At 74.2% G+C, this 25,928-nt stretch carries 26 protein-coding genes and 1 pseudogene; 21 read left to right on the top strand and 6 right to left on the bottom strand.

Annotated features, from left to right (window positions below; all coding sequences use genetic code 11):
• On the bottom strand, positions 1-384 hold a 384-nt coding region (locus ABGB06_RS07635; protein WP_347586534.1), incomplete at its 3' end, for an ATP-binding protein.
• Between the two features lie 241 nt (positions 385-625).
• Between ABGB06_RS07635 and ABGB06_RS07630 the strand changes: the two genes are divergently transcribed.
• Positions 626-1,969, top strand: coding sequence for a transcriptional regulator (locus ABGB06_RS07630; RefSeq protein ID WP_347586532.1), 1,344 nt, complete (start codon positions 626-628; stop codon positions 1,967-1,969).
• A gap of 62 nt (positions 1,970-2,031) precedes the next feature.
• On the opposite strand, the gene ABGB06_RS07625 is transcribed toward ABGB06_RS07630, so the two are convergent.
• Positions 2,032-3,429 carry an alpha-L-fucosidase gene (locus tag ABGB06_RS07625; protein ID WP_347586531.1) on the bottom strand — a complete coding sequence of 466 codons (1,398 nt, stop codon included), beginning with the start codon at positions 3,427-3,429 and terminating at the stop codon, positions 2,032-2,034.
• Positions 3,430-3,617: 188 nt separating this feature from the next.
• Here ABGB06_RS07625 and ABGB06_RS07620 point away from each other — a divergent pair, with 188 nt between their 5' ends.
• Entirely contained in the window at positions 3,618-4,865 is a 1,248-nt protein-coding gene (locus ABGB06_RS07620; protein ID WP_347586529.1) for an NAD(P)/FAD-dependent oxidoreductase, read from the top strand.
• An 86-nt stretch (positions 4,866-4,951) separates the two neighbouring features.
• Entirely contained in the window at positions 4,952-5,539 is a 588-nt protein-coding gene (locus tag ABGB06_RS07615) for an alpha/beta hydrolase (protein ID WP_347586527.1), read from the top strand.
• On the opposite strand, the gene ABGB06_RS07610 is transcribed toward ABGB06_RS07615, so the two are convergent.
• Positions 5,530-6,516: a putative sulfate exporter family transporter gene (locus ABGB06_RS07610; RefSeq protein WP_347586617.1), complete on the bottom strand. Its 987-nt coding sequence runs from the start codon at positions 6,514-6,516 to the stop codon at positions 5,530-5,532. The genes ABGB06_RS07615 and ABGB06_RS07610 overlap by 10 nt on opposite strands.
• 564 nt (positions 6,517-7,080) lie before the next feature.
• Here ABGB06_RS07610 and ABGB06_RS07605 point away from each other — a divergent pair.
• The 16 genes from ABGB06_RS07605 (at position 7,081) to ABGB06_RS07530 (ending at position 21,811) form a co-directional block, all read left to right on the top strand.
• On the top strand, positions 7,081-7,983 hold the full coding sequence (locus tag ABGB06_RS07605) for a LysR family transcriptional regulator (RefSeq protein ID WP_347586525.1): 903 nt from the start codon (positions 7,081-7,083) through the stop codon (positions 7,981-7,983).
• 99 nt (positions 7,984-8,082) lie between these two features.
• Positions 8,083-9,309 (top strand): MFS transporter, encoded by a 1,227-nt coding sequence (locus tag ABGB06_RS07600; RefSeq protein ID WP_347586523.1) that lies wholly within the window; start codon positions 8,083-8,085, stop codon positions 9,307-9,309.
• Positions 9,310-9,381: 72 nt separating this feature from the next.
• A complete protein-coding gene (locus tag ABGB06_RS07595) occupies positions 9,382-9,690 on the top strand; it encodes a gas vesicle protein (RefSeq protein ID WP_347586521.1) in 309 nt (102 codons plus the stop codon).
• A 34-nt stretch (positions 9,691-9,724) separates the two neighbouring features.
• Positions 9,725-10,240, top strand: coding sequence for a gas vesicle protein GvpJ (gene gvpJ / locus ABGB06_RS07590; RefSeq protein WP_347586519.1), 516 nt, complete (start codon positions 9,725-9,727; stop codon positions 10,238-10,240).
• A gap of 3 nt (positions 10,241-10,243) precedes the next feature.
• Complete coding sequence (locus tag ABGB06_RS07585; protein ID WP_347586517.1) at positions 10,244-11,029, top strand: GvpL/GvpF family gas vesicle protein; 786 nt, start codon at positions 10,244-10,246, stop codon at positions 11,027-11,029.
• A gap of 9 nt (positions 11,030-11,038) precedes the next feature.
• Entirely contained in the window at positions 11,039-11,308 is a 270-nt protein-coding gene (locus ABGB06_RS07580) for a gas vesicle protein GvpG (RefSeq protein ID WP_347586515.1), read from the top strand.
• Between the two features lie 9 nt (positions 11,309-11,317).
• Positions 11,318-11,908, top strand: a complete 591-nt coding sequence (locus ABGB06_RS07575; protein ID WP_347586513.1) for a hypothetical protein — start codon at positions 11,318-11,320, stop codon at positions 11,906-11,908.
• Between the two features lie 6 nt (positions 11,909-11,914).
• On the top strand, positions 11,915-12,862 hold the full coding sequence (locus ABGB06_RS07570; RefSeq protein WP_347586511.1) for an SRPBCC family protein: 948 nt from the start codon (positions 11,915-11,917) through the stop codon (positions 12,860-12,862).
• Between the two features lie 17 nt (positions 12,863-12,879).
• Entirely contained in the window at positions 12,880-13,194 is a 315-nt protein-coding gene (locus ABGB06_RS07565; protein ID WP_347586615.1) for a gas vesicle protein, read from the top strand.
• Positions 13,191-14,060: a GvpL/GvpF family gas vesicle protein gene (locus ABGB06_RS07560; RefSeq protein ID WP_347586509.1), complete on the top strand. Its 870-nt coding sequence runs from the start codon at positions 13,191-13,193 to the stop codon at positions 14,058-14,060. Before ABGB06_RS07565 ends, ABGB06_RS07560 begins: the two co-directional genes overlap by 4 nt.
• Positions 14,047-14,277, top strand: a complete 231-nt coding sequence (locus tag ABGB06_RS07555) for a gas vesicle protein (RefSeq protein WP_347586507.1) — start codon at positions 14,047-14,049, stop codon at positions 14,275-14,277. Before ABGB06_RS07560 ends, ABGB06_RS07555 begins: the two co-directional genes overlap by 14 nt.
• Positions 14,274-14,582 carry a gas vesicle protein K gene (locus ABGB06_RS07550; RefSeq protein WP_347586505.1) on the top strand — a complete coding sequence of 103 codons (309 nt, stop codon included), beginning with the start codon at positions 14,274-14,276 and terminating at the stop codon, positions 14,580-14,582. Before ABGB06_RS07555 ends, ABGB06_RS07550 begins: the two co-directional genes overlap by 4 nt.
• Positions 14,583-14,711: 129 nt before the next feature.
• Entirely contained in the window at positions 14,712-17,444 is a 2,733-nt protein-coding gene (gene lanKC / locus ABGB06_RS07545) for a class III lanthionine synthetase LanKC (protein WP_347586503.1), read from the top strand.
• Between the two features lie 98 nt (positions 17,445-17,542).
• The gene (locus ABGB06_RS07540; protein WP_347586501.1) at positions 17,543-17,689 is read left to right on the top strand and encodes a SapB/AmfS family lanthipeptide; all 147 of its coding nucleotides are present in this window, start codon (positions 17,543-17,545) and stop codon (positions 17,687-17,689) included.
• Between the two features lie 115 nt (positions 17,690-17,804).
• Positions 17,805-19,496, top strand: coding sequence for an ABC transporter ATP-binding protein (locus tag ABGB06_RS07535; RefSeq protein ID WP_347586613.1), 1,692 nt, complete (start codon positions 17,805-17,807; stop codon positions 19,494-19,496).
• Entirely contained in the window at positions 19,493-21,811 is a 2,319-nt protein-coding gene (locus ABGB06_RS07530; protein WP_347586499.1) for an ATP-binding cassette domain-containing protein, read from the top strand. Before ABGB06_RS07535 ends, ABGB06_RS07530 begins: the two co-directional genes overlap by 4 nt.
• On the opposite strand, the pseudogene ABGB06_RS07525 reads toward ABGB06_RS07530, so the two are convergent.
• From ABGB06_RS07525 to ABGB06_RS07515, 3 genes and pseudogenes are all read right to left on the bottom strand, one after another.
• Positions 21,734-22,222, bottom strand: a pseudogene (locus ABGB06_RS07525) (response regulator transcription factor); the annotation flags it as partial. The gene ABGB06_RS07530 and the pseudogene ABGB06_RS07525 overlap by 78 nt on opposite strands.
• A gap of 367 nt (positions 22,223-22,589) precedes the next feature.
• On the bottom strand, positions 22,590-22,832 hold the full coding sequence (locus tag ABGB06_RS07520; protein WP_347586497.1) for a DUF6411 family protein: 243 nt from the start codon (positions 22,830-22,832) through the stop codon (positions 22,590-22,592).
• 77 nt (positions 22,833-22,909) lie between these two features.
• A complete protein-coding gene (locus tag ABGB06_RS07515) occupies positions 22,910-23,983 on the bottom strand; it encodes a glutamate--cysteine ligase (protein WP_347586495.1) in 1,074 nt (357 codons plus the stop codon).
• A gap of 378 nt (positions 23,984-24,361) precedes the next feature.
• On the opposite strand from ABGB06_RS07515, the gene ABGB06_RS07510 reads away from it, so the two are divergent.
• Both ABGB06_RS07510 and ABGB06_RS07505 read left to right on the top strand, forming a co-directional pair.
• Positions 24,362-25,195 carry an alpha/beta hydrolase gene (locus tag ABGB06_RS07510; protein ID WP_347586493.1) on the top strand — a complete coding sequence of 278 codons (834 nt, stop codon included), beginning with the start codon at positions 24,362-24,364 and terminating at the stop codon, positions 25,193-25,195.
• 106 nt (positions 25,196-25,301) lie between these two features.
• Complete coding sequence (locus ABGB06_RS07505) at positions 25,302-25,919, top strand: SAM-dependent methyltransferase (RefSeq protein WP_347586491.1); 618 nt, start codon at positions 25,302-25,304, stop codon at positions 25,917-25,919.
• Positions 25,920-25,928: the final 9 nt, after the last annotated feature.

The following is a 25,928-nucleotide window of genomic DNA, read 5'->3' as shown; positions in this document are numbered from 1 at the left end:
GGGTTCGGTTGTGGGGGGTTGGGCGGGGTCGGGGTCCGGGTCGGGTTCGTCGGGGGCGACCTCGAACCACACCGTCTTGCCAGCGCCCCGGGCGTGCGCCCCCCACGCCGGGGCGAGGGTGTCCACCAGCAGGAGCCCTCGCCCCGACTCCTGTTCCCGCGTCGCCCGGCCGCGATGCGGTAAGTCCGTCGTGGAGTCGGTGACCTCGACGCGCACCCGGGTGCCGGTCCAGCGGACGCCGATCCGGCAGCCGCCGCCGGCGTGCACCAGCGCGTTGGTGACCACCTCGCTGACCAGGAGCCGCAGCTCGTCGAGCCGGTCGTCGGACAGGCCGAGCCGCCAGTCGCGTACCACCGACACGATCCGGTGTCGCGCTCGGGCCACCGAGCCGTGCGTCGGTGACACGCGGAAACAGCGGGCCTCGGTTCTCGGCTGTCGCTCCGGCATGGTGAGTCACACTGTGCTTTCCCTTTGGCGTCGCCCGGTTCCCCCCGGGACTACCGACGATCCTCCGTTCCGGTCGAACGACGAAAGGTTTCACGGGGGTTTCAACCTGCGTCGTTACCGCCCGCCGGCCATGGCCAAGGCGCTACGCTGAGCGGGCAGTTGACGACGGAGGGTCCTGATGACCAGTCAGTCGGACAGAGTGCTGCACCACCCGTTGGCCTACGTCCGGGCGATGCTCGGACTGGGCAAGACCAAGTTCGCCGAGCTGGTTCGATTACATGGCGCCATGCTCGGACACAACCTGGGCACCACCCGTTCCACCGTGTTCAAGTGGGAACGCGGGGACCACGATCCGGACGAGATAACCCAGCGCGTGATCGCCGACATGCTGCGCGTTCCCGAATCGGCGCGGACCTCCGTGCCCTGGCCGTACTGGCTTCCCGCATGGGAAGCCTCGTCGTTCGCCGCCCCCTGGACCCCGGCGGCTACGCTCGAATCCCTGACCCAACTAGCGGGGAGTGGATCGATGGACCGCAGAGGTTTCCTCGGCATTGGCGGCGCCTCGCTCGTGGGCATGGGCGCCCAGTGGGCGGCGGCCGACCCGGCCATCGCCGCGGCCACCGCCGGCGACGCGGTCACGCCGGCCGCGGTGGACCGGATGACCGAACGCGTGAACTCGTTACGGGCGATGGAGGAGGAGACCGGGGGCGGCGACCTCCTCGACTCGGCCCGCGCGGACCTGCGGCTGATCACCCGGATGCTCGACCGGGGCCGGTACAGCGAGGAGACGGGCCGGCGCCTCTACGCCCTGGCGGCGGAGGCGTGTTGCCTGCTCGGCTGGATGAGCTACGACACCAGCCTGCACACCGCCGCCCAGCAGCACTACGGCGCGGCGCTGCGCTCGGCCAAGACCGCGGGGGACGACACGCTCGGCGCGCACGTGCTGTGCTTCATGGCGACCCAGGCCGCCAACCAGCGCGAACAGCGCGCGGCGGTGGGCCTGATGGAGACGGCGGACGCGGTACGGGGGCGGGTGCCCGCGGTGATGCGCGCCTCGTTGGCCGCGCACCAGACCACGGTGTTCAGCCGGGCCGGCGAGGGCCGGGAGGCGGCGCGGGCGCTGAACCGGGCGTTCGCCGCGCTCGGCCAGGCCGTCGCCGGGGACACCCCGGGGTACCTGACCTGGTTCGGCGAGTCGCAACTCCGGTCCACCGAGGGGCGTTTCCTGCTGCTGAGCGGGCAGGCCCGGCGGGCCACCGCCGCGTTGGAACGGTCCGTCGCGCAGGCCACGCCCCGCGACCGCGCCGTCCGTTACGGCACGCTGGCCCTCGCGTACCAGGAGATCGGCGACCTCGACGGCGCTCTCGACGCCACCCACCGGGCGGCGGACCTCATCGCCGAGGGCATCCATTCCGAGCGCGGCCTGGAACGCCTCAGGGAGGTCAACGGCGCCCTCCGGCCGCACCGCGGCGAGGCCAGGGTCCGCGAGGCGTCGGAACGCATAGCCAGCCTGGCGGCCTGAGGGCCGAAGGGCCTGCCCCGACGACCCGCCGTGGTGCGGCCGTACCGAACGGTCCCGCGGGTTCAGCGGTGTCGGCCGCCGCGTGCGGGGGCCGGGACGCCGTCGACGTCGAGCCGGACGACGACCGGCCCGCGGGAGGCCGTTGCCGGGGCGGGGATCGCGACGGTGAGCTGGCCGTCGCGGGTGGCGTGCGGGATCGGGATGCCGGGGGCGGCCAGAAGCGAGGCGCGGCGCACCGGTTGGGCGAGGGCGGGGAGGCGCAGCAGGCCGTCGGCGGGCCGGTCGTGGACGTGGGCGAAGAGGGTCCCGTCCTTGACGGTGCAGCGGCCCCAGGCGGGCTCCTCGGCGAACGGGCTGCCGGACGCGCCGTGGATGCTGTCGGCGTTGTCGGCCATCCAGTCGGCGAGGCCCGTGAGGACGTTGACCGCGCCGTCGGGCACCGTGCCGTCGCCGCGCGGGCCGATGTTGAGCAGGTAGTTGCCGTCCCGGGAGACCACGGTGGTGAACTCCTCGATGATGGCGTCGACCGAGCGGTAGTTGGTCTCGGCCCATCCGGTGTAGCCCCAGACGCCGTTCATGGTCGCGCAGGTCTCCCAGGGCCGGGACAGCGGCGCGGGTGGGACGGTCTGCTCGGGGCATTCGAAGTCGCCGAGGCCGAAGCCGCGCTTGACGCGTTCGTTGACGACGAGGTCGGGGGAGCGGGCCAGCAGCCAGTCGTAGAGGTCCTGGCCGTCGGCCGCGATCCACCAGTCGTTCAGCGTCGGCGTCCCGGGGCTGCCGCACCAGTCGCCGTCGAACCACATGACGGCCGGGTCGTAGCGGGTGAGCAGCTCGGTGAGCTGGGCCTTCATGTCGGTGATGTACGCGGCCCGGGCGTCCGTCGAGGACATCCGGGTGAAGCTGCCCTGGATGGTCTGCGAGCGGTGGCTCCAGTCCATGATCGAGTAGTAGAGGCCGAACCGGACGCCGCGCTGCTCACATTCGGACTTCAGCCGGCCGAGCAGGTCGCCGCCCTGGTAGCCGCTGTAGTCGTGGAGGTTGTACGGGGTGGTGCCGGTGGTGTCGGTGAAGCTGGCGACCTGGGAGTCCCACATCGCGTAGCCCTCGTGGTGCTTGGCGGTGATCACCAGGTACTTCATGCCGGCGTTCGCGGCCAGTTCGGCGATCTGGGCCGGGTCGTAGGCGGTGGGGTTGAAGGGCCGCGAGACCTGGGCCTGGTAGTCGGCCTTGGACCAGCCCTCCTGGTGGAACGCCCATTCGCCGTGGGCCAGGTGGGAGTACGAGCCGAAGTGGATGAACATGCCGAACCGGCCCTCGTACCACCACCGCATGCGCGGCGGCACCTCGTAGGCCGAGGCGGTGGCGGGCCACCGCAGTTGCGATGCTCCGACGGCGGTGGCGCCGGCGGTGAGGGCGGCGGCCCTGATGACCGAGCGCCTGCTCGGGTGGGGGGTGGGCATTCGGATCTCCTGGAGAGGTCGGGAGAGGTAGCGAGTCGCGCGTGCGGGCGACGGGGCCCGCCACCCTCGATGGTGCGCTCATGGCATGTGCATGGCTAGTCCTGCTGAACCGATTCAGGCCGCGCGTTCGCATCGCAGATGGCCCAGCACCGGTCGCCCGCCGGGCAGGGCGCGGGCAGGGTGAGGGCATGGCGGAGACGATCGTGGTGGGTGCCGGCGCGGCAGGGCTCGCCGCCGCGCGCGCCCTGGCGGACGAGGGCCGGAAGGTCGTGGTGCTGGAGGCCAGGGACCGCGTCGGCGGGCGGGTGTGGACGAGCCGGGAATGGCAGGACGCGCCCATGGATCTGGGCGCCTCGTGGATCCACGGCGGTCGCGGCAACCCGATGACGGAGCTCGCCGACCGGTACGGCCTCGAACGGGTCCCGACGGACTGGGAGTCGATCGCCCTGTACGACCGGGACGGCCGGCGGCTCTCCGAGGCGGAGCGCACGGCGTTCGAGGAGCACGCGGACCGGCTGGTCGCCGGGTTCGACCGCGACGGGCGGCTGCCGCGCGTCCGCACGCGGTGGGACACCTACCGGCGGGCCGTGCGGTACTTCCTCTGGCAGCACTTCGAGAACGAGTTCGGCGCGGGGCCGCGCGAGGTGTCCCACCGGTGGTACAGCGACACCGTCTACCTGGGGGAGCAGGAGGTGTTCCCCGACGGCTTCGACCGCGTCTTCACCGGGCTGGCCGAGGATCTGCCGATCCTGTTCGGCCACGAGGTCACCGGGATCGACCACGGCGGCAGGCGCGGGGTGAAGGTGTCCACGACGCGGGGCTCGTTCCGGGGCGACGAGGTCGTCGTGACCGTGCCCCTCGGCGTGCTGAAGGCGGGCGGCCTGACCTTCTCGCCCGGCCTGCCCGCGGCCAAGCGCCGGGCGCTGAAGCGGCTGCGGATGGGCACACTGTCCAAGACCTGGTTGCGCTTCCCGCACGTCTTCTGGGACGAGGGCGTGCTGACGCACGGCTACCTCGGCACGGACGACAACGTCTGGTCCGACTGGTACGGCTTCTCCGGCGTGGTCGGCGAGCCGGTGCTGCTCTGCCTCAACGGGGGCCCGGCGGGGCGGCGGATCGAGGAGAGCCTGTCCGACGACGAGATCATCGACCAGGCGACGGGCGTGCTGCGCCGGTGCTTCGGCACCCGGGCGGTGCCCTGGCCCGAGGCGGTGCAGCAGACCCGGTGGTCCACCGATCCGTACGCGCTCGGCTCGTACTCCTTCACGCCGGTCGGGGCGCGGCCCGAACACCGCGACGACCTCGCGGAACCGGTCGGCCGACGCCTGTTCTTCGCGGGCGAGGCGACCCACGCGACGTGCCACCAGACCGTCCACGGCGCGCTGCTCTCGGGCCGCCGGGCGGCCCGGGAGGTGCTCCGCGCGGCGCGCGCCTGACGGCGCGGCCCGGGCCCGGCCGGGGGCGCGCCCGCGCGGGCCCGAGTGAAGGTCAACGTGAGGTGCGGAACGGGTAGCGTCCCGGCATGTCGATGGTCGCCCTTGTCATCCCCGGCGCCGGCTACTCACCGGCCAGGCCGCTGCTGCACTACGCCCGCGCCGTGCTGCGCAGCCACGACTGGACCGTCAGGGAGCTGTGGTGGCAGCCGCCCGACGATCTCGCCGAGCTCGCGCCCGCGGACCGGGCGGCCTGGGTGCGCGAGGAGGTGGTGACCGCGGTCGCCGCCGAGGGCGGTGACTGCGGGCTGCTGGTCGGCAAGTCGCTGGGCTCTCTCGCCGCGGATCTCGCCGCCGACCGCGGGCTGCCCGCCGTCTGGCTCACCCCGCTGCTCGCCGCCGAGCACGTGGTCAGGGCGGTGGCCCGCAGCACGGCCCCGACGCTCCTCGTCGGCGGCACCGGCGACGGGCTCTGGGACGCCGAGAACGCGCGCGCCCTGGCGTCCCGCCCGCCGGTGGAGTCGCTGGAACTCCCGGGCGCCGACCACGCGCTGGAACTGGAGGGCGATCCGGTCCGCTCGGTCGCCGTCCTCCAGCAGGTCGTCGCCCGCCTGGACCGGTTCGTCGGCTCGCTGACGCGGCGCCGCCAGGGACCCGGCGGGTCGCGTCAGAGCTGACCGGTCACCAGCTGGACGCCCAGCGCACTGGCACCCACCGCCGCGCCGAGCGCGCCCCCGAAGAGCAACGGGCGCGGTCCGGCCGCCCGGACGACGCGCGGGTCGAGGCCGGCGCCGATACCGGCGAGCGCCACCGTGATCAGCACCGAGCTCAGCTCGGTCACCGCCGGGCGCCAACCGGCCGGCGGCGCGCCGGCCGCGGCGAGCGCGGAGGCCAGCAGGAAGCAGAGCACGAACGGCGGGAAGGCGCGGACCAGCGCGGCGGGCGCGGAACGGCGCCCGGTGCCGCGCCCGTCGCGGGCCCGCCAGAGGTGCAGCGCCACGCAGATCGGGACGATCATCAGGCTGCGCCCGAGCTTGACCACCACGGCGAGGGTGACCGCGCCGGCCCCGAACGCGGAGGCCGCGGCGATCACCGACGACGTGTCGTTGATCGCGGTGCCGGCCCACAGGCCGAAGGCCGGGTCCGACAGGCCGAGCAGCCGGCCGAGCGCCGGGTAGACGGCGACGGCGACCAGGTTGAAGGTGAAGATCGTGCCCAGCGCGTAGGCGGTGCGCTCGGCCGTCGGCCGGATGACCGAGGCCACGGCCGCGATGGCGGACGCGCCGCAGATGCCGGTGCCGGCGCCGATCAGGATCCGGGTGTCGGGGTGCAGCCGGAGCAGCCGGCCCAGGCCCCATGCCCCGACCAGGGCCACGGCGAGGGTGGCCAGCAGGACGGGCAACGACCGCAGGCCCGCGTCCGCCACCCGGCCGAGCGGCAGGCACAGGCCCAGCACCACGACGGCGGTCTGGAGCACGTGCCGGCCCGCGAGGTCCAGCCCCGGACGGCAGCGGGCGTACCAGGCCGGCGCGCGGCGGCGCAGCACGACGCCCGCCGCCACGCCCAGGACGAGGCCGGCCACCGGACCGCCGACCAGCGGCACGAGGTTTCCGACCAGCGCGGCCGGGACGGCCACCGCCACCGCGAGGAGCAGCCCCGCGCGCGCCGCGCTTGCCGCGCCGGTCCGCGCGGCGGGCGGGCGGGTCGCCGGCCCGCGACGGGCCGGGGCGCCGCCCCGCCGCCAGACCGCACCGGCCGTGGTGCGCGTTGGGGCGTCCCGGTGGATGGTGCGGGCGGAAGGGCCGGGCGCGTGGGCCTCCGGTGACGGGCCGGGCGAGATCCGGCTCGTGTCGGCCGGGCCAGGTGGTTGGCCGGCGCTCGCGGGGGGTCGCGGTCGCTGGGACGGGCCGCGCTCGTCTGGTTCGTGCGGTGGGCCGGGCGAAGGCCGGCGCGTGCCGGGCGTCCGCGCTTCCGGCGATTCAGAAGGGCCGGGCGAGCGGGCCGGGTCGGTGGGGTCGGCCGTCGGCGCGGTGGGGGCCGCGGTTGCCGGGGCGCGGCTCGGGGCTCTCGCCGTGTCGGGCGCGGGGCCGCTCGTCGTCCTCACCTGGTCGCCTCCCATCGGCCGGCCGGCCGCACGCGCCTGCCGTCCGCTCCACGATCCGTCCAGGCGCGGCCCCGCGGTAGGGACGGATCCGGCAGGACGTCATAAGCTGGGCTGATGCCCCTGCCGCCGGGAACCCCAGAGCTGGAGGTGCTCGACCTGCTCGTCTCGGTCGCCGAGACCGGCAGTCTCGGCGAGGCCGCCCGCCGGCACGGCATCAGCCAGCCGGCGGCGAGCATGCGGCTCAGCGCGTTGGAACGGCGGCTGCGCCTGGTGCTGCTGGAGCGCGGCCCGACCGGCTCCCGCCCGACCACCGCCGGCGCCGCCGTCGTGGAGTGGGCGATGCCGGTGCTGGCCGCGGCCCGGGCCCTGGTCGGCGGCGTCTCCGCGCTGCACGCCGAGGGCGAGTCCCGGCTGCGGGTCGCGGCGTCGCGGACCATCGCGGACCACCGGATCCCCGGCTGGCTCATCGCGCTGCGCGCCCGCGAGCCGGAGACCCGGGTGGCGTTGGAGGTCGGGAACTCCGAGCAGGTCGCGGAGCTGGTGCGGCAGGGCGCCGGGCTCGGCTTCGTGGAGGGGCCGCACGCGCCGACGGGCCTGCACAGCCGGGTGGTCGGCGGGGACGACCTCGTCGTCGTGGTGGCGCCCGGGCATCCGTGGGCCAGGCGTCGCCGGCCGCTGTCGCTGCGGGAGCTCGCGGCGACCCCGCTGCTCACCCGGGAGCCGGGCTCGGGCACCCGGGAGGCGCTGTGGCGGGTGCTGGGTCGGCACGGCGAGCCACCCGCGCCGGCCGCCGAACTGGGCTCGGCCGCCGCGATCAAGGCCGCGTCCGCCGCCGGTCTGGCCCCGGCCGTGCTGAGCCGGCTGGTGGTGGGCGACGAGCTTGCCGGACGCCGGCTGGCCGCGGTGCCGCTCGACGAGCCGACGGCGCTGCGCCGGCGGTTCCGGGCAGTGTGGCGGCGCGAGGAGCCGCCCGCCGGGGCGGCGGCGACCCTGCTGAACATCGCCCGCGGCCGCTGAGGCGCCGGCTCCCGGGCCGACCTCCCCCCAACTCACCCGATTAGCGGCTTGTAGTATCGCTAGTCGCACGTGTCCGACCGCAGGTAGAACGAGAGCACCATGACCACTGCCGTCGGCAGTAAGGCCGTCAGGGCGCGCGTCGCCGTCGCGACGCTGTTCTTCACCAACGGCTTCGTCTTCGCCAACGTCGTCCCCCGCTATCCGGAGATCAAGGACGACCTGAGCCTGTCCAACGCCGCCCTGGGCACCGCCATCGCCGCGATGCCGCTCGGCGCCCTGGTGGTCGGCCTGCTGGCGAGCCCGCTGATCAAGCGATTCGGATCCGCCTGGACGGCCGTCATCACACTGGTCCTGATGGGCGTCAACATCGTCTTCGTCGGCACCGCCCCCGTGTTCGCCCTGCTGTGCACGGCGCTCTTCGTGGCCGGCGGTCTGGACGCGCTCACCGACGTGGCCATGAACGCCCACGGCCTCCGGGTCCAGCGGCTCTACAGGCGGTCCATCCTGAACGCCTTCCACGGCCTGTGGAGCGTGGGCGCCGTGCTCGGCGGCTTCGCCGGTGCCGGGGCCGCCCAGGCCGACGTCCCGCTCCCCGGCCATCTGGCGGTGACCGGCGCGGTGACCATCGTGTCGGCCCTGGTGGCGTCCCGTTTCCTGCTGCCGGGCGCCGAGGACACCGAGCGGGAGAACCAGGAGCACCACTCGGGCCTCACTCGGGACGGCGCCCGGTGGCAGCCGGTGGTCCGGGTGCTCGCCGTGCTCGGCCTGGTGTCCGCCGCGGCGGCCGTGGTGGAGGACTCCGGCGCCTCCTGGGGCTCGGTCTACCTGCAGAACGAGCTGCTGACCAACGCGTTCGTCGGCGGCCTCGGCTTCGCCTCGCTCCAGGGCATGCAGACCGTCGGCCGGCTGCTCGGCGACCGGGTGGTGCACCGGATCGGCGACCGCGCCACCGCGCGGATCGGCGGGACGCTGGTCGTGGTGGGGATGAGCGTCGCCCTGCTGTGGCCGTCGGTGCCCAGCACCGTCCTCGGCTTCGGCATGGCGGGCCTCGGCGTCGCCACCCTGATCCCCGCCGCGTTCCACGCCGCCGACGAGATCCCGGGGCTGTGGCCGGGCGCGGGCATCACCGTGACCGCGTTCCTGTGCCGCATCGGGTTCCTGGTGTCGCCGCCGGTGGTCGGGGTGATCGCCGACGCCAGCTCCATCCGGGTCGGCCTCCTCGTGGTGCCGCTGGCCGGACTGGCCATCCTCCTCTCCTCCGGCGTGCTCGACAGCCGCCCGCGCGGCACCGCGGACGACGAGCCGACGGGCATCGCGGGCAGCTGATCCGCCGGGCGGCGTCACCGTTCAGCCCATCACCGGATGCGATCCGGGCCCGTCCGTTCACAAACTGACGTCATGGCAGACACAGCTGAACGGCGCGGCCGGTCGAGCTCGTCCGGACGCACCTCCGTGCGTGGCCCCTCCGACGCGGCCCAACGGGCCACCCGCCGCCTGGAGCGGCTCACCGGCCATCCCGTGGACGGCGTCGTCGCGATCTCCCGCGGGGAGGACGGCTGGCGCGTCGAGGTCGACGTGATCGAGGTGGAGCGCATCCCGGACACCACGAGTCTGCTCGCGACCTACCAGGTGGAACTGGACGGGGACGGAAGGCTCGTCGAGTACCACCGGGTGCGCCGTTTCCGTCGCTGCGCGACCGACGACTGACGACTGACGTCAGTCCGCGAAGGAGGCCCCCGCCATGACCGTCACCACGACCTACCGGGACGACGTCGCCTGCGTGCCCCGCGCCGGCACCCTCTACGACGTCATCGACATCATCCTCGACCGTGGCATGGTCATCGACGTCTTCCTGCGGGTCTCGCTGGTGGGCATCGAGATCCTCAAGATCGACGTACGCGTCGTCATCGCCAGCGTCGACACCTACCTGCGGTTCGCCGAGGCCTGCAACCGCGTCGATCTGGAGGCCGACTCCCGCAGCCGCACCGTTCCCGAGCTGTTCAGCGGCTCCGGGCTGGGCGGCGGCGTGGCCAGGGCCGGGGCGAAGCGCGGCCTGAAGAAGGCCGCGGAGAGCACGGGGCGCAAGGCCAAGGAGGCGCTGACCAGCGGCGACTCCGACGACGAGGACCAGGACTGGGACCAGAACTGGGCCGAGGAGGACGAGGGCGACGAGGAGCCCCGCGCCGAGTCCAGGGAACGCAGGGGCCGCGGCGAGCGGTCGGGCAAGCGCTCCGCGCGCCGCTCCCGGGAGGGCTGACCGGTGACCACAGAGTCCAGGAACGCCAGAGACTCCGGGGATGCCCGGCTGTACGTCTACGGCATCGTCCGCGCCGACCACCCGCTTCCGGCCGGCCATCCCGGCGTCGGCTCCCCGCCAGGACGGCTGCGCTCGTTGCCCGCAGGCGCCCTCGCCGCCGTCGTCAGCCGGGCCCCCGAGCGGCTGCTGGCCCGCCGCCGCGACCTGCTGGCGCACCAGCGCAGCCTGCTCGCGCTGGCGGCGGACGGTCCGGTCGCGCCGATGCGGTTCGGGATGATCGCCGCGGACGCCGACGCGGTGCTCGGCGAGCTGGCCGGCGCCGAGGCGGAGCACCTCCGGACGCTGGAACGGCTCGACGGGCGGTGCGAGATGAACCTCAAGGTCTTCCCGCGCGAGGACGCGCTGGCGGATCTGCTGCGCGTCGACCCCCGGCTGCACCGGCTGCGCGCCGCCGCCCGGCGCCGGCCCGGATACGAGTCCAGCGTGCGGCTGGGCGAGGCGATCGCCAGGGGACTGCACCGGTGGGCCGCCGGCGCGGCGGCCGAGGCGCTGCGCACCCTGGCGCCGTTGGCCGACGCGGCCGTCGCCGGCCCCGAGGTGACGGGCTGCGTCCGCAACACCTCCTTTCTGGTGCGGCGGGAGGCGCTCGACGACTTCGTCGCCGAGGCGACGCGCCAGACGGCCGCCGCGAGCCGTCGCGCCGAACTGCGGCTCAGCGGGCCGCTGCCCTGCTTCAGCTTCGTCTCCGCGGCGCGTCAGGACGCGCCCACCCCGACCGGGCGCGGCTGAGGAGACGCCATGGGTCTGTTCTCCGAGCTCCTGTTGCTACCGCTGACCCCGGTGCGCGGCGCCTGCTGGGTGGCCGGCCAGATCGCGGACGCGGCCGAACGCGAGCTCTACGATCCGGCGACGCTGCGCGACCGACTGGCGGCGCTGCACCGGGCGCTGGAGGAGGGCGAGATCGAGCTCGCCGAGTTCGAGCGCGAGGAGGAGTCGTTGCTGCTGCGGATCCAGGAGCGGCAGCTCGCCGCCGGCCAACCCCCATCCGACGAGGTCCGAAAGGTCTGAGAGGCACCGATGGCATCAACGAACGACCGAACGAAGGCGGCGCTGGCGGCCGGCATCGCCAGCGGCTACCTGATGGGGCGGACGCGGAAGGCCAAGCTCGCGTTCGCCCTGGCCACCTTTGTCGTCGGCCGCAGGTTCCGGCTGCATCCGATGGGGGTGGCGGAGGAGGGGATCCACAAGCTCAAGGACAGTGCGCCCGTGTCCAAGCTGGGTGGTCAGCTCGGCGGCCAGCTGCTTCAGGCCGGGCGCACCGCGGCCACCACGGTGGCCAACCGCCGCCTCACCTCCCTCGCCGACACCCTGCAGAGCCGTACGGCGGCGCTCGGCGGCGGACGGCAGGAGGACGGGTCGGAGGAGCCGGAGAAGCCGGACGAGTCCGACGAGGAGGGCTCGGACGAGGGAGAGGGCAAGGGCTCGGAGGAGGGCGGGGACGGGTCGCGGGAGGAGCGACGCTCCGCGCGGTCCGCGGCCAGGTCCCGCAAGGCGGCGAGCTCCGGGAAGTCGGGGCAGTCGGCGAAGTCGGAGGGGTCGGACGGGCGGTCGGACACCGCGAAGAAGAAGGCGGGGTCCTCGGGCTCCCGCTCGGCTGAGCGGAGGTAGCAGGCGATGGCAGAGAAGCAGACTCCCGGCGGCTCCGACCTGCTCTCCCAGAGCGTCGACCGGCTGCGCAAGGAGCTCATGGACTTTGCGGCGGCCCAGATTCAGAAGGCGGTGAGCAACGCCGGCGGGCGGATCACCGAGCAGGTGGGCGAGGCGGCGGGGGGCGCCACGTCGCTGCCGAAGATGGGAGCCAAGATGGTCGGCAAGAACGTCAAGGACAAGGTCGGGGACGCGGCCAAGAAGGTCACCGGCGGTGGCGACGGCGACGGCAAGAAGAAGGGCAAGAGCACCGGCGGCAAGTTCACGACGATCATCGAGACGCTCGACATCGGCATGCCGCTCCGCCTCTGCTACGACCACTGGTGCGAGTTCGAGGGCTTCAGCGACTACATGAAGGGCGTGCAGGGAGTCTCACGCTCCGACGACGTCACCACCGACTGGAAGCTCAAGATCGGTCCCTCCGCGCGGGGCTGGAAGGCCACCGTGCAGGAGCAGGTCCCGGACGACCGGATCGAGTGGTCGTCCGAGGGGGCCCAGGCGAGCACCCGCGGTGTGGTGTCGTTCCACGAGCTGACGCCGAAGCTGACCCGGATCGTGGTGGTGGTCGAGTACTACCCGGCCGGCTTCTTCGAGAAGACCGCCAACCTCTGGCGCGCCCAGGGCCGGCGGCTGCGCCTGGACCTCAAGCACTTCCAGCGGTTCGTCACGCTGATCGCGGACGAGCCACCCGAGGGCTGGCGCGGCGAGATCCGCGACGGCGAGGTGGTGCGCAGCCACGAGGACGCCCTGGCGGAGGAGGAGCGGGGCGGCGACGAGGACCGAGAAGGCGCGGACGAGGACGAGGACGAGTACGACCGCGACGAGGACCGGGACGAGGACGAGGACGAGGAAGGCGAGGGCGAGGAGGAAGAAGAGGAAGAGGACGAGGACTACGAGGAGCGGGGACGCAGGTGACACACGCCGTACAGCCCATCGGCACCATCGACCCCGTGGAGCCGTGCCCGCCGCGCACGGCGACGCTCGCCGACATCCTGGAACGCATCCTCGACAAGGGCATCGTGATCGCGGGCGACATCAAGATCGACCTGCTCGACATCGAGCTCCTGACCATCCGCCTCCGGCTCTTCGTCTCCTCCGTCGACACCGCGCGGAAGGCCGGCATCGACTGGTGGGAGACGGAGCCCTCGCTCTCCACCCGGGCCGCCCGCGACGCGCTGACCGACGAGAACGAGCGGCTGCGCCGGCAGATCGCCGAGCTGGAACGGAAGGAGCCCGAGCAGGCATGACGGAGTCCGCCACCCTGCACAAGCCGGTCCACCCGCGGCCGCCCGAACCCGACGGACCCGCCGTCTGCGTCTTCGCGGTCTGCCCCCGGAACGCCGCGCCCGCGCTCGCCGGCGTCGCCGGGCACGCGGAGGGCATCGGCCCGGTCCGCACCGTGCCGGTGGGCCGGCTCGCCGTCGTCGTCCAGGACGTGCCGGCCGCCGCGTTCAGCCCGGAGGAACTGCGCCGGCGGCTCGCCGAACGGGACGCCCTGGAGCGCCACGCCAGGGCCCACGACGCGGTGGTGGCCGCCGCCGCCGACGCCGGACCCACGGTGCCGCTGCCGCTGGCCACCCTGTACCTCAGCGAGGAACGCGCCTGCCAGGCGGTGGCCAGGGACGCCGAGCGCTTCCTCGCCGTCCTGGCCCGGGTCGCCGGCCGGGCCGAATGGGGCGTCAAGGTGTCGGCCGTCGACCCCGCACCGCCCGCACCCGCGGCGGCGCCCGGATCGCCCGGGTCGGGCACGGCCGCCGCTCCGGTCTCCGGACGCGACTACCTGGACCGGGTGCGGAACCGGCAGCGGGCCAGGGAGGACCTCAGGCGGTCCGCCGTCGTCGCGGCCGAGCGGGTGGACGCGGAACTGCGCCGGATCGCCGCGGCGGCCCGCCGGCTGCGACCGCACGACGGCGGGTCAGGCGAGCCCGAGCGCGGCCGGCAGGTGCTCAACGCCGCCTATCTCGTCGAGACCCACCGGGCCGTGGAACTGGCCGCCCGGGTGGCCGAGTTGCGCCGCGATCCGGAGGTCGGCGGCCGGGTGCGGGTGGAGGTCACCGGGCCGTGGGCGCCGTACTCCTTCGCGGGCGGGAGCGACGCCGATGCCGACGGCTGAGCCGGTCCCCTGGCGGGGCGACGACGAGCTGCACGGGCCGCTCGGCGTGCCCCTGGTCGACCTCCTCGACCGGGTGCTCGCGGCCGGCGTGGTGATCACCGGCGATCTGGTGATCGCCATCGCCGAGGTGCCGCTGGTGCGGCTCTCCCTGCACGCCCTGCTGTCCTCGGTCACCGACCGGGTGCCGGCGCCCTGGGCCGACAGCGGGCCGCTGTGAGCGTCCTGGGGGTACCGGCCGGCCCGCCCTGCCCCGGGCGGGTGGATCTCGACGCGGACACCGTGGGCCGCGATCTCGCCGCGCTGGTGCTGACGGTCATCGAGCTGCTGCGGCAGCTGATGGAGCGCCAGGCGCTGCGCCGGGTGGACTCGGGTGAGCTGCGCGAGGAGCAGGTGGACCGCATCGGCGAGACGCTGATGCGTCTGGACTCCTGCATGCACGAGCTCTGCGAACGGTTCGGCCTGCGCGTCTCCGACCTGAACCTGGACCTCGGGCCACTCGGTTCGCTGCTCCCCAGGGACTAGCGGCCGTTGCTGACACCAGTGTTACTACCGGCTTCAACTATGCGTTCTGCACAATAATCCGGTGACATGCATGACTATCGCCCTGCTCGGCCGCGTGAAATTCTCTTCGCAGTCGCCGAGGGGATGTCGATGGACAAGCGGTACGAGGTCTTCTGTCTTGCCGACAGATACTTCTACGAAACTCCCGACCGCATCGCCACGCGGTCCAACGGGGGAGAGGCCGCGCAGGAGCTGTACGAAACGGCTCGGCGGCCGGTGCCGGACGGCTGGCTGACCCAGCGTTCCGGCGACTGGCTGCATGTCCAGCCGACGGGCGGGGAGATGCTGCTCCAGGGCTGGAAGATCCACGTCTCCGCCTGCCTGGACAACGCCGACGCGATAGCCGCGAAATTATGGGACTATTGTGTTCCCCGGCGCATTCCCTTCAAGTTCGTGCCGAGTAAGCACCTGCTGTACCTGCGGAATTCGAAATACGCGAAGCGCGATAACAGCGGCAAGTTCGCCACCCTCTATCCAAACGGCGAGAAGCAGCTCCGCGACATTCTCGAGGAACTGCACCCGCTGGTGGCCGGCGAGCCAGGCCCGTACATTCTGACCGACCTGCGCTGGCACGAGGGCCCGCTCTTCGTCAGGTACGGCGCCTTCGCCGTCCGGCACTGCGACGACGGCAAGGGCGCGTTGGTCGGCGCCATCGAGGACCCCGAGGGCCGGCTGGTGCCCGACCGCAGGGATCCCAGCTTCAGCCTGCCCGACTGGGTGACGCTGCCGGAGTTCCTGGCGCCGCACCTCGCGGCCCGCAACACCACCACCGTCGCGGACCTGCCGTACCGGATCACCGGGGCGATGCACTTCTCGAACGGCGGCGGCGTCTACGACGCCACGGACACCCGCACCGGCGAGCGGGTCGTGCTCAAGGAGGGCAGACCGCACGCCGGCCTGGCCGCCGACGGCGCCGACGCGGTGGCCCGCCTGGAGCGCGAGAGGGCCGCACTGGAGCGGCTCTCCGGGCTGGGCGTCGCGCCGGAGGTGCGCGACTGGTTCACCCTCGGCGACCACCGCTTCCTGGTGATGGAGCGGCTACCGGGACGGCCGCTCAACTCCTTCTTCGCCGAACGCCACCCGCTGCTCGCGGTCGACCCCGACCCGGACGCCGTCTCGGCCTTCACCCGCTGGGCGCTGACCGTGTACGGCGCCGTGGAACGGGCCGTCGACGCGCTGCACGGGCGCGGGCTGGTCTTCAACGACCTGCACATGTTCAACATCATGGTCGACCCCGACGAGGAGTCGGTCAGGCTGCTCGACTTCGAGGCGGCGGCCTACCTCGGCGACGACCCGGACGCGGGCGCGGACGTCCGGCAGATCGTCGCCCACCCCGGCTTCGTCGCGCCGCCGGACCGTACCGGCTTCGGCATCGACCGCTACGCCCTGGCCTGCCTGCGGCTGGCGCTCTTCCTCCCGATGACGACGCTGCTCGCGGTGGACCGCGGCAAGGCGGCGCATCTGGCCGAGGTGGCCGCCGAGCAGTTCCCCGAGATACCCGCGGACTTCCTCGCCGAGGCGGTCGCCGAGATCGAGCGCGGCGGCCCGACCGACGGCGGGGACGCCGTGACCCCCGTCCCCCCGGCGCCCGACGCGGCGGAGGCCGGTGCCGGCACGGCCGCGCCGGACGCCGGGCGCGACGACCGGGTGCGGGCCGACGACTGGCCGCGCAGCCGGGACGCGATGGTCCGCGCCATCCTCGCCTCGGCGACCCCCGAGCGTGACGACCGCCTGTTCCCCGGCGACGTCTCCCAGTTCGCCCCCGCCGGCGGGCTCTGCCTCGCCTACGGCGCGGCCGGCGTGCTCTACGCGCTGGCCGAGACCGGTGCCGCCCGCTACCCGGAGGGCGAGGAGTGGCTGCTGCGGGGGGCCGGGGCGCCGCCGACGGCGTCGCCGCTCGGCCTCTACGACGGACTGCTCGGCGTGGCCTTCGTGCTGCACCGCCTGGGGCACCACCAGATCGCCCTCGACCTGGTCGACCGGTCGCTGGGCGAGCGCTGGGAGCGGCTGCCCGCCCACCTCTTCGGCGGCCTGGCCGGCGTCGGCCTGGTGTACGACGAACTGGCCGCCGCCGACGGGGACGGCTCCCTGGACAAGAAGGCGGCACGCGCCACCGAGCTCGCCGCGCAGCGCCTCGACGAGCCGCCGCCGGCGCCGGGACGCAAGTGCGCGGGGCTGCTGTACGGCGCCAGCGGCTCGGCCCTGCTGTTCCTGCGGCGCTACGAGCGGACCGGCGACCGCGACCTGCTCGACCTCGCCGCCCGCGCCCTGCGCCGCGACCTGGACCTCTGCGTCACCGGCCGGGACGGCTCGTTGATGGTCGACGAGAAGGTCCGCGCCATGCCGTACCTCGGCGAGGGCAGCGTCGGCATCGCCGCGGTGCTCGACGACTACCTGGCGCACCGGCCCGACGAGGACTTCGCCCGCGCCCGGGAGCAGATCCTGATCGCCGCCCGGTTGCGCTACTACGCCCAGCCTGGTCTGTTCCACGGCCGGGCCGGCATGGTCTGGAACCTGGCCCGCACCGCCCCGCCGGGGGCCACCGACCCGGGGCTGGCCGCGCAGGTGAGGCACATGGACTGGTACGCGATGCCGTACCGCGACGGCCTCGCCTTCCCGGGGAACCAGATGATGCGCCTCTCGATGGACCTCGTCACCGGAACGGCCGGCTGCCTGCTGGCGCTGGGCAGCGCGACCCGGCACCGCGTCGGCGCCGCCGACGGTACGACCCACGAGGAAGGCCCGCCACCGGGCGCCGGGGGCCCGGAAGGCGCCCCCACCGCCCGGCTGCCCTTCCTCCCGCCGCCACCCGTGCGGCCCTGAGACCGGTCCCCACCTGGGGATCGTGCAAGAAGAAATCCACCGGACGCCGGAGACACGTCGTAGTGACGCCCTCCGGCAGAACAGGAAAGGACACCACCATGACCCTTCTCGACCTGCAGACCATGGAGCGCACCGAGGAGTCCCTCACCGGCGGCGGCGACGGTGGCGGCGGCGGCGACACCAGCAGCGTCTCGCTCCTGATCTGCGACACGCACAGCTCGAACAGCTTCCTGGTCTGCCTCTGATCTCCGCTCCGGTGGAGCAGGCGGTCCCGGGCGTCACGCCCGGGACCGCCCCGTCGTAGGACCGCCCTGTCCCAGGGAAGAGGAGACGGACCGCCTCGTGCAGCCGACCGATCGGATGCTGCTGGACGCCGCCCGCCGCAACGCCTCGCGGGTGGCCGCGCTCGCCCTGCTCACGCTGGCCCAGGCCGCCGTCCTGCTGGTGCTGCCCGCCACCCTGGGCCGCGCCGTCGACGCGCTGCTGTCCGTCGACGCCGGGCCCGAGGCCGCCCGGGCCGCCACCCGTTGGACCCTGGTCTGCTGCGGCCTGATCGGCGCCCAGGTGGCGTTCGCTGCCGTCGAGCCCGTGCTGGTCGGCAGCACCGACGCCCGCGCCACCGCCCGCCTCCGGGAGCGCCTGGTGCGCCGGGTGCTGGCCGTCGGCCCGCGAGCCACCGACCGGTTCTCCCGCGGCGACCTGGTCACCCGCGGCACCAGCAACGCCGCCCAGGCCGGCACCGTGCCGGCCGCCGCCGCGAGCGCCGCCACCATCATGCTGACCCCGCTCGGCGGGATCGTCGCCCTGACCCTGATCGACTGGCGGCTCGGGCTCGCCTTCGCGCTCGGCCTGCCGCTGCTCGCGACGCTGCTGCGGGCGTTCACCCGGTCCGCCGCCGACTGCGTCGCCCGCTACCAGACCCTCCAGGCCGACCTCGCGGGCCGGTTCGTCGAGGCGCTCGCCGGCGCCCGCACCATCGCCGCCGCCGGCACCGAGGACCGGGAACGCGCCCGGGTGCTGGCCCCGTTGCCCGGAATGAGCCGGCAGGGCCACCGGATGTGGCGGGTCAACGCCCGCGCCACCGCCCAGGCCGCGCTCCTCGGCCCGCTGCTGCAGCTGTCGGTCGTCGCCGTCGCCGGCCTGCTGCTGGCCGCCGACCAGCTGTCCGTGGGCGGCATGCTCGCCGCCGCCCGCTACGCCGTGATCGCCACCGGCATCGGCACGTTCGTCGGCTTCCTCAACCGGCTGGTGCGCGGCCGTGGCGCCGCCGCCCGGCTCGCCGAGGTGCTCCGGGTGCCGCCCGTGCGGCACGGCGTCCGCACGCTGCCCGCGCCGGGACCCGGCCGCCTGGAGTTCCGCGACGTCACCGCCCGGCGCGGCGACCGCACGGTGCTGCGCGGCCTCGACCTGGTGGTGCCCGGCGGCACCACCGTCGCGGTGGTGGGCCGGTCCGGCGCCGGCAAGTCGCTGCTCGCCGAACTCGCCGGCCGGCTCGCCGACCCCGACTCCGGCGAGGTGACGCTCGACGGCGTGCCCCTCGGCGCCCTGGACCCGGCGGAGCTGCGCCGCGAGGTGGGCTACGCGTTCGAACGCCCCGTGCTGCTGGGCGAGACGCTCGGGGAGGCCATCGGCTACGGACCCCACCCGACCACCCGGAAGCAGATCGTCGCGGCGGCCCGCTCGGCCAGCGCCGACGGTTTCGTCCGCACCCTGCCCGACGGCTACGAAACCCGCTGCGCGGACGCCCCGCTGTCCGGCGGCGAGCTGCAACGGCTCGGCCTGGCCCGGGCGTTCGCGCACGGCGGGCGGCTGCTGATCCTGGACGACGCCACGTCCAGCCTGGACACGGTCACCGAGCTGCGGGTCGGCCGGGCGCTGCTGACCGACTGCGGCGCCCGCACCCGGCTGATCGTCGCGCACCGGCCCGCCACCGCGGCCCGCGCCGACCTGGTGGCCTGGCTGGACGACGGCCGGATCCGCGCGGTCGGCCCGCACCGGGTGCTGTGGCGGCGCGCGGACTACCGCGCCGCCTGGGACGGGGTGGCGGCGTGACCCGCGGCGGACCGCGCCCCGGGCCGGTCGCCGAGGGGCTGCGGTTCCTGCGGCGGCGCCGGGGCGCGGTGGGGGCACTCGCCGCGTTCTCGGCGCTCGCGGCCCTGCAGACGTTCCTGCTCGGCTACGGGCTGGCGCGCGGCCTGGACGACGGCTTCCTCGCCGGGCGGCCGTGGACCGGCCTGGGCTGGCTGGGCGTCGCCGGGCTCGGCGTGCTCGCCGGCTCGGTCGCCATGGGCGGCGTGTACCGGGCCGTGGCGCGGCTGGTGGAACCGCTGCGCGACGCGCTGGTGCGGGAGGTGGCGGGCGGCGGCCTGCGCCGGGCGGTCGCGGGCGGCGCGACGCGCTCCGCGCCGACCGGCACGGCGGTCGTCTCCCGGCTGACCCACCAGGTGGAGATCGCCCGGGACAGCTTCTCCGGCGTGGTGCTGGTGGCCCAGACGTTCCTGGTCAGCCTCGTCGGCACGCTGGCCGGGCTGCTGTGGCTGGCGCCCGGCCTGCTGGTTCTCGTGCTGCCCGCGCTGCTGCTCGGCCTCCTGGTCTTCGCCCTCGCGCTGCGCCCGCTGGCCCGCCGGCAGCGCGCCGTGTTGCGCGCCGACGAGGCGCTCGCCCAGGCGCTGGGCGACACCGCCGCGGGCCTGCGGGACGTCGTCGCCTGCGGTGCGGAGGCCAGGGTCGCGGGCGAGCTGCGGGCACTGATCGACGCGGAGGCGCGCGCGGCCAGGGCGCTGGCCAGATGGGCCGTGACCCGGGTGCTCGCCCTGGCGCTCGGCGGCCACCTGCCGATCGTGCTGCTGCTGTTCCTGGCGCCGTGGCTACTGGACCGTGGTCTGACGGCGGGCGAACTCGTCGGGGCGCTGACGTACCTCACGCAGTCCCTGCTCCCGGCGCTGCGCAGCCTGGTCGACGGGTTCGGCGGGGCGGCGGCCCGGCTCGCGGTGGTCGTCACCTGGCTCCGTGGCGCGCCCGACGGAGGGTCCGGGTCGACGGACCGGACGAGAACAGAAACAGACGGGCCGGGGACGGACGGGGCGCCGAACGGCGCGGCCGAGGAGCCGGCGCGGCTGGTCCGCGGCTGGCACGGTCCGGTCCGGCTGTCCTCCGACCCCCACACGCAGGCGGCGTCGTCCACCGACGGGAACCGTGGGCCGGTACTGCCGGGCTCGGGCGCGGCGACGGTCTCCGGCGGACCGTCGCACGGCGCGGGTGCCCCGGCCCACGGTGGCGGGCGGGCGGCGCCGCCGCAGGAGGCCGGGGCAGTCGGGGCGCCGCCGGCCGGGAGGGCGAGGGCGAACGGGGAGCGCGGCGCGGCCGCTCCCCCGCCGGGCGGGGAGCGGGGGGAGCCGTCGCGCGCGGCGGGGGAGGTCGACGGCGTGCCGCCGCACGCCGGCGCCGCCCCCAGGCCGCGGGACCCGGGCCCACGTCGCCGGGCGGTCGAGGCGGTCGAGGCGGCCGTGTCGTTCCGCGGGGTGAGCTTCGCGTACGGGGGGCGGGCGGATCCCGTGGTGCGCGGCCTGTCGTTGGAGGTGCCGGCCGGCGGGCACTGGGTCGTCGTCGGACCCAGCGGCGTCGGGAAGTCGACGGTGGCCGGGCTGACGGCCGGGCTGCTGCGGCCCACCGCCGGTGCGGTGCTGCTCGGCGGCCGGCCGGTCGCCGGGCGGAACGCCGCCGACCTTGCGCGGCAGCGCACCCTGATCCCGCAGGAGGCGTACGTGTTCTCGGGCACCGTCGCGGACAACCTCGGCTACCTGTGTCCGGGACCCACGCCGCCGGCGGCCGCCCTGCTGTCGGCCGCCGAGTCCGTGGGCGCCGGCGAACTGGTGGATCGACTGGGTGGTCCCGACGGCCGCGTGGACCCTGCCGCCCTGTCCGCCGGGGAACGGCAGCTGCTGGCCCTGGCCCGCGCCCTGCTCGCGCCGGCGCCCGTCGTGCTGCTCGACGAGGCCACCTGCCACCTGGATCCGGCCGCCGAGCGTCATGCCGAGTCGGCGTTCGCCCGCCGGCCCGGCACCACCCTGCTGGTCATCGCGCATCGCGTCAGCTCCGCCCTGCGGGCCGACCACGTGCTGGTGCTCGACGGAACGGAGACGGTGGGGGGTACCCATCGCGAGGTGATGGCCCGCTCCGCGCTCTACCGCGAGCTGGTCGGCGGCTGGTCAGACCCAACCGGCGTGCCGCGCGATGCGGATGGCGTCCAGGCGGTTGCGGGCTCCCGTCTTGCGGATGACGGCGGCGAGGTAGTTCCGCACCGTGCCCTCGGCGAGCAGCAGCCGGCCCGCGATCTCGGCGACCGGCGCGCCGTCGGCCGCGAGTGAAAGAACGTTACGCTCGCGGGCGGTGAGCGGAATCTCCGCCGCCTGGAGAAAGTCGAAGGCGAGCGCGTCGTCGACGAAGCGCTCGCCCCTGGCGACGCGCCTTATGGCGGTGATGAGCCGCTCCGGCGGCGCGTCCTTGCTGACGTAGCCCAGTGCCCTGGCGTCGTAGGCCTCCCGTAACTGTCCCGGTCTGCCGGTCTCGGCGAGCACCAGTAACACCGTGCTGGCCGACGCCTCCTGGCGGACGAGCTTCGCCGCGACGGACAGGGAGACCGGACCGCGATCGTCCGCGTCTATAAGACAGACGTCGTTCCGGCGACACCGCGCTTCCTCGGCCGCGTCGTCCCAGGAGGCTGTCTTCACATCGATGTCCTCCGCGACTCCGACCAGCGACGCCAGCGCCGAGCGCATCAGGCAGGCGTCGTGCACGAGCAGTATCCGGATCACGTGACGTCCTCTCTTGGAGACCTCGTCTATAACTCTTCGAACAGGTCTCTTCACCCAACAGACCATCGTCACGCGTACAAGGGTGTGCGCACGACACGAATCCGGTCGGCGAAGAAGCCTGCGCTGAGGACGGGACGCGTCACCGACCTGCTACGCCACGTCGTTTCCGCTGGTCCCGTCCATGTCCGATTAGCGACGGTCCACACCTGACGACCACGTATCGTTCGCCACTTCGTCACGTCCTTCACCTCTTCGCCCAGCCCTGAGGGCCGGCGCCCGACCGCGCACGCAACGTGACGGTCAGGCGCCGGCCTGTTTCGGTGACGTCGGATCAGAACGGGAACCGCCGGCGGGTGCGGCGGCCGGCCGCGCCGCTCCGGCCGAGCGCGCGCGAACTGCTCCGGAACGGCTTGCTGAACAGCCGCCCCAGCGGGCCTGGCGCCCGGCCCGCGGTTCGGGTGCCGGTCCCGAGCGAGCGTTGCATGCCCCGCTCCGGGTGTCGGGACAACCGGGGCAGCAGGAACGCCAGGATGGCCAGCACCACACAGGCGATCACGATTCCGGCGACGAACATGTCTGACTCCTTCCGTACGAATGTGCTGGGACGGGCACCGGGCGACGACCGCCGCCGGACTTCCCGTCCCGGGCCGCTCACTCCCGGGTCCGGGCCACCGCCTCCCGGATCACCGCGGCCGGCCCCTTGCGCGCGAAGAGCTCGCGCTGCCAACGGGCGCCGCCACCGCCGGACAGCAGCCGTTCCGCGCCCTCGCGGACCGTGTCCAGATCCCCGGTCGCCGCGAGCGCCGGCGCGACGTGCTCGACGAGCGCGCCCACCACCTCGCGGGCCGCCGCCTGGCGGAGCGTGTCCGGATGGACCAGCGACTCCTCCAGGCCCGAGCGGCTGGCGCGCCAGGCGGCCAGCCGAAGCAGCGGGGCGCTGGCGCGCGGCGGCGGCTCGCCGTCCCGCCAGGCGCGGGCGGCCGTCTCGACCAGACCGCGCACCAGCAGCGCGAGCACCGCCGTGTCCCTGGCGTCCGGGCACACGTCGCAGACGCGGATCTCCACCGTCGGATGGGCGGCGGACAGCCGGGCGTCGAAGTAGACCATGCCCTGGTCGAGCAGCGTGCCGCTGGACAGCAGGGACGACACCAGGCCGCGGTAGCCGTCGGCCGAGCCGAAGACCTCCTGCGGCCCGGTACACGGCCAGCGGCCGAAGACCTGGTAGCGGTAGCTGGCGTAGCCCGAGTCCTGGCCCTGCCACACCGGGGAGTTGACACTGAGCGCCAGCAGCGGCGCCAGCCACACCCGGACGCGGTCGAGCACCGCGACGCCCTCGTCGTCGGACTCGACGGCGACGTGCACGTGGCAGCCGCAGGTGAGGGCCTCCTGCGCGGTGAGGCCGAACGCCTCGGCCATCCGCTGGTAACGCCCCTTGGGCATGACCTCGGGCGCGATCGGCAGCGGGGAGGTGCCGAGGGCGGCGACGTCCGCGCCCTCGGCGTTGGCCAGTTCCGCGGCCCGCCGGCGCCACGTCCGGATCTCGGCCAGCAACTCGTCCCGCGTGGTACAGGGGTTGCTGTTGGTCTCCAGTTGTTGCGCCTGCAGCTCCGACACCACGGCGTCCGCCGGCGCGTCCGCCAGCACGGCGCCGGCGACCGCCCGCGGTGTCGCCGTCTCGGCGTCCACCAGCAGGAGTTCCTCCTCCACCCCAACCGTTCTCGTCATCCGCTCCGGGTACCCGGGCCGTCGCGCCAGACACTCCCCGACTGGGCGGGCGGGGCAACTGCGGGCCGTCCGGGGCTCCGACGTCCCCGCCCGACGGCAACACCGGGACATCCGGGGCGGGACGGCCGCGGTCGCCGCGGCCGTCCCGCCCGGCCGCGGCGACCGGGCGCTCCCGGCGGCGCGGGCGCGGCGCGTGGTCGGCGTAGCGGTGCGTGAGCGCCCGCTCACTCCGGCGGACCGGGCGGTTCGGGGCGAAGTTGCGAGGCTCCGAGCCGGTGTTTTCACTGGAACGGAGGAGCTCGCCGTGCCGAAAGCGAGGGCGACGAGAGGACGAGAAGGACGAGAGCCCGAGAGAGGCCGAGAAAGCGAGGCGCACCGATGCCATTCGTCACCGTCGGACAGGAAAACAGCGGTCCCATCGACATCTACTACGAGGACCACGGAACCGGTCAGCCGGTCGTGCTCGTCCACGGCTATCCGCTCGACTGCACGTCGTGGGAGAAGCAGACCCGGGCGCTGCTGGAGGCGGGTTTCCGGGTGGTCGCCTACGACCGTCGCGGCTTCGGAAAGTCGAGCCAGCCGACCGTCGGCTACGACTACGACACGTTCGTCGAGGACCTGCACGCGGTGCTTGAGCACGCCAACCTCAACAACGTCATTCTGTGCGGGTTCTCGATGGGCACCGGGGAGGTCACCAGGTACATCGGAACGCACGGCTCGATGCGGATCGACAAGGCCGTGCTGCTGGGCGCGATACCGCCGTATCTGCTGAAGACGGAGGACAATCCCGAGGGCGTCGAGAAGTCCGTCTTCGACGACATCAAGAAATCCGTGCTGGCCGACCGCCCGGCGTACTTCAAGGCCTTCCTCGACGACTTCTACAACGTCGACAAGTTCGGCGGCAACCGCATCAGCGACCAGGCGTGGACGGCCAGCTTCAACTCCGCGCTGCACGCCTCCCCGTACGCCGCGCACGACTGCGTGGACGCCTGGCTGACGGACTTCCGCGAGGATCTGCCGCGGATCGACGTCCCGACGCTGCTGGTGCACGGCACGGCGGACCGGATCCTGCCGTACGAGAGCACGGCGAAGCGGCTGCCGCCGCTGATCAAGGACCTGACGGCCGTGACCGTCGACGACGGTCCGCACAACATCGCCTGGACCCATCCGGAGATCGTCAACCCGGCCCTGCTGGACTTCGTCAGGAACTGACGCCGGCCCCCGGCCGATCCGGACGACTCCCCCGGGGAGACGCCGGATCGGCGGGTCGTCCGGGCGTTCAAGGAAGCGCTCCCACAGCCGCGTTTCCGCCGCTGGCTTGACGCGGCGCGGCAGGGCATCGATCCAGTTCCTCGACGTCGGCTCGGGGCTGCCGACCGTGCGGAACACCCACCAGGTGGCGCAGGAGATCAATCCGAAGGCCAAGGTCGTCTACGTCGACCACGACCCGATCGTCCTCGCGCACGGCCAGGCCCTGCTCGCCAAGAACGAGGGCACCGTCGTGGTCACCGCCGACATCCGGGACCCAGCGGACCTGCTGGCCCACTCGCACGTGGCCGGCCTGTTGGACTTCGACCGGCCGATCGGCCTGATCCTCGCCGCGGTGGTGCACCACCTGCTGGACGAGGAGGACCCGACCGGCCTGGTGGAGACCTACAAGAGGCGCCTGGCGCCCGGCAGCTACCTGCTGATGACGCACTTCTGCTCCTCGACGTCGGTGGCCCGCGGCCTCGAGTCGGTGCTGCGGCGGGCCCCGGGCCGCGGCCAGCTGCGCAGCATGGCGCGGATCGCCGCGTTCTTCGACGGCCTGGAGATGGTCGAGCCCGGCGTGGTGTACCTGCCGTACTGGCACCCGGACGAGCCGGTGACCGGGCCGCTGGGCATCGCGGGACTGCTGTGCGCGGGCGGCGTGGGCCGGAAGCCGCGGGAGGCGTAGCCGAGCGCA

Source organism: Streptomyces sp. B6B3, assembly GCF_039871525.1.
Classification (GTDB): domain Bacteria; phylum Actinomycetota; class Actinomycetes; order Streptomycetales; family Streptomycetaceae; genus Streptomyces.
This window is presented reverse-complemented; position numbering and strand designations above follow the sequence as displayed.